The following is a 3,366-nucleotide window of genomic DNA, read 5'->3' as shown; positions in this document are numbered from 1 at the left end:
CCACGTTAAAAGCGCCATTGAGGGTCCCTACGTTGCCATTTGCGCTCAGATCTACCCGTGCGAGGTAACGTTGCGCCGCATTGCCGTTAATGGCCGTAAAATCGCCTCCCAGGTACAAACGGTTGCCAATCACTTGCAGCGAAGCGATGCTCCCGGTCATGCTGCTGATGGGATTAAAGCTTCCGATCACTGCGCCCGTGCCTTTATTAATCGCCGCCAGGTTCTTGCGCGAGCTGAGCGATACCTGTACAAAATCGCCGGCGATGTAAATGATATTATTCAGCGAATCGAAAGCCATGGCATTGATTTTTCCACCGGCATTGATCTGCGGAAAACTCTCCGGCACCTGAGCGTTCGTCACCCTGGTGATGAAAAAAAGCAAAACCCAAAAACAGCCTTTCATGCTTCGAAACTAAAGCAGAAAAGCACTGTTTCGACCCCATATTTTTTCAGGAATTACGCTTCGGAAAACAGTGGTAAATCCTGCATTTATGCGAATGTAAACGGATGCTGGGTATGTGCGTATAAAGAAAGTAAATTCGGCATTCAATCCTGCTGAAACAATTCCTCCATAAAAAGAGAATCATATTTGGTAGAAACGATGGTATAAGAGCGGTTTTCGATTTGGCTTAATCGCTTTCGGAAATAGCTTTCAATTTCTGCAAAGCCAATGGATAGGTAGAATTAAAAAATTCCATGTATTCCTCCACACTATCCATTTCCACTAGCACGGTAGTGACACCATCACGTTCCTGGTAGGTATAATTTTCATGGCCACCCGCCCACTTCTCCACCATTTCACCGCTGGTTACCTCCACATCGCCATCTAAAAATCCAACATGCCGGATTGAAACAAATTCAGCTGGCTGATGGGCCACGATTTCGGATATCATGCCTCCACGCTTTCCATTTTCGTCGGTTCCTACAAAATAAATTCTACTTCCCAGATCCCAGCTTCCTTCATACGTAGAAGTGGGATTAAAAACAGAGACCCAGTATTCGTAGCTGTTTTTATTTTTTAAACCTAACATGTTTTCATACACCTTTCGGGCCGAAGCATGAATGGAAATTTCATAAGTTAATTTGCCCATATTAATTGGATTATAGAATTATAGCGGAATTCGTTTTTTTAATCTGAAACAAGTCATTATGATTTGCAAATAAATAAAAAAACCGCAGCTCAGGTTAAAAATTACTCCTCTAAAAAATATTTACTTCACCCTTATGCCTTGCGTTCGGGCAATGCATTCGTTGCAATAGGTTTTTCCGTCGCAACCGGTTACTCCCGGACAATCCATGGTGCAAATATCATCCTTGTGTTGCTGGTACAAGGCCTCATCATAACAATCCTTATTCTTAGAACACGAAGTGATGAACAGGAAAATTCCCATCACAACAGGTGATAAAAAACGTCTGACCTTTTTCATAAACAAAAATGAATAATTCATTTCAAGATAGTGCAAGTTGATTGAGCCGCAAAATTTTAAAGATGAAAAAAAATACCGTTCCATCAATCCTAATCTCCTTTCACCCGGTGATGTACAACTACTCCTCTTTTTTTCCGGAAAAAATAAAATGAGCCTCAACTTTCATTTCAACCGCTTTTTGGGAGGAACAAATGTGAGTGTATCCCGTTTTCCGGCGCAGTTTTTGGTTTCCAGAATCAATTCACCCTTTTGGGTGTTGGCCATATACACGCGCTTGATAAAACAAGAATTTTCCTTTTCACATTTGCTGGTAATACGTCCCAGATAGGTGTACAACAGTGCATCTTTTTCTTTATCGTAACTCACGGTTAAATCAGCTTTCGTCTCCTCACAAAGGCATTCGAAATCCGGATCATGATCTTCGGGCAATATGCAAAATTCACTCGCGGCATTGTTGCTCTCCACAAACTCCGAATAGCCGGCATGATGCAAAATTCTTCCGTTGCGAATAACCAGATAGGCCACTCCCTTTTCATAATTACCGCCACTGTAGGCCCCTTCGTTCCAGAATTCGAATAATGTATAGGGACCCTTTTGTATCATCTGCGGTTCATCCAACACGTCGAATGCAAATCCATCCAAAATCGTGTCGCAAAGCACCCAGCCTGTATCTGATTTTTGAAATACAGCGATATCCTCCCGGAAAAGAAAATGTCCGTGCTGAGTTCCCATCTCCGCCAATAAACGAATCAATGCATAATCCACCTCCCCTTCCGAAAATTCAAAGCGGGAAGTGATGCTCAAATACGAAGTATCCGTTCCATCATTAATATCCACCACCATCAGCTCATCGCTTCCATAGAGTGCATGAAAAATGGTAGTATCATCGAGATTGGGAAGAACGGTAAGTGAAGGTGAAATGGAAGTGTCAGCTAAAAAAACTACAGAATCAGCATAATCTTTAATGAGAACAGGTTCATTTGTTTCTGAGCTATTGCAACAACAGAAAAAAATAATAAGAATAAAACTAAATACTGAGATTTCTTTCAACATTATTTACTTTTTAATTATCTCCTTTATTCTAATTGGAAATTCAAATTTCAATATGGAATCATTCGATTTTTCTTGTTGTTCAAGAATATAATCTGCATCAGGATCATTTGGATCACGATAAAAGGTAGTAGTAATTTCTCCTTCAATAATAAAACCAAATTCATCCAATAGGTGAAGATAATCATTAAAGGATACGTTGCCGTCCAGGTAGATTTCAATTAAAGTTTTTAACCGGGTAGTCCGGTTTAGCAAAATCATGTTAGCCACAGAATTCCTAAGCTGAAACAAATCTGTACTCATTCCATTTAATTTATAGCGACTATCCGTCAAAACTTCGATGATAACCAATGAATCAATTTTAACATTAGGATACTTCTCACAATTTTCACAATATTCAACTTCAATACGATCGTCACTGTTTTTATAATTTACAAAATGGCGCGTTAACAATTTTACTTGTTCATTATTATCAATCTCAACTTTCCCTGAGTAGAAAACTTTATATCCTGCAGAATAGAGTTCTAAAATAGCCGGAAGAAATGCTTTAATCGTAATATGCTTGTCAATATGAACCCAGATTTCCTCATTTTGGACTCTGGTAAATCCAAATTTTCCTTCTTCATTTGGCTGAATTTTTCGTTTGTTAAACACGAAAGAAGGATTTGATGAATGGCCACAAACTATTAATTCATTTTTATATTCCGATGGAAAACGATATTTCCCGGTCATCGTCTCGCCTACAAGTTGAAATGAATCGCATAAGGTATTAGTACAAATGAAAAAATACATTTCAGAGGTCAGACAAAAACGATGAGGAACGAGCATCATTGTATCAGAATCACCATATAAAATGACACTTCCGTTTTCATTTATTAAATATTTAGCA

General features: G+C 39.1%; 5 protein-coding genes. All 5 read right to left on the bottom strand.

Going from position 1 to position 3,366, the window contains the following annotated elements; all coding sequences use genetic code 11:
* Positions 1-403, bottom strand: a 403-nt coding sequence (locus tag K1X56_15080) for a hypothetical protein (GenBank protein ID MBX7096042.1), incomplete at its 3' end; no start/stop codon positions are given.
* 226 nt (positions 404-629) lie between these two features.
* Positions 630-1,091: an SRPBCC domain-containing protein gene (locus K1X56_15075; GenBank protein ID MBX7096041.1), complete on the bottom strand. Its 462-nt coding sequence runs from the start codon at positions 1,089-1,091 to the stop codon at positions 630-632.
* 120 nt (positions 1,092-1,211) lie between these two features.
* Complete coding sequence (locus tag K1X56_15070) at positions 1,212-1,427, bottom strand: hypothetical protein (GenBank protein MBX7096040.1); 216 nt, start codon at positions 1,425-1,427, stop codon at positions 1,212-1,214.
* Positions 1,428-1,589: 162 nt separating this feature from the next.
* Positions 1,590-2,480, bottom strand: a complete 891-nt coding sequence (locus K1X56_15065) for a hypothetical protein (GenBank protein ID MBX7096039.1) — start codon at positions 2,478-2,480, stop codon at positions 1,590-1,592.
* A 3-nt stretch (positions 2,481-2,483) separates the two neighbouring features.
* On the bottom strand, positions 2,484-3,366 hold an 883-nt coding region (locus K1X56_15060), incomplete at its 5' end, for a hypothetical protein (protein ID MBX7096038.1).

The organism is Flavobacteriales bacterium, assembly GCA_019694795.1.
Lineage (GTDB): Bacteria > Bacteroidota > Bacteroidia > Flavobacteriales_D > UBA2798 > UBA2798.
The sequence above is the reverse complement of the archived record's forward strand: the minus strand, read 5'-3'. Positions and strand labels throughout refer to the sequence as shown.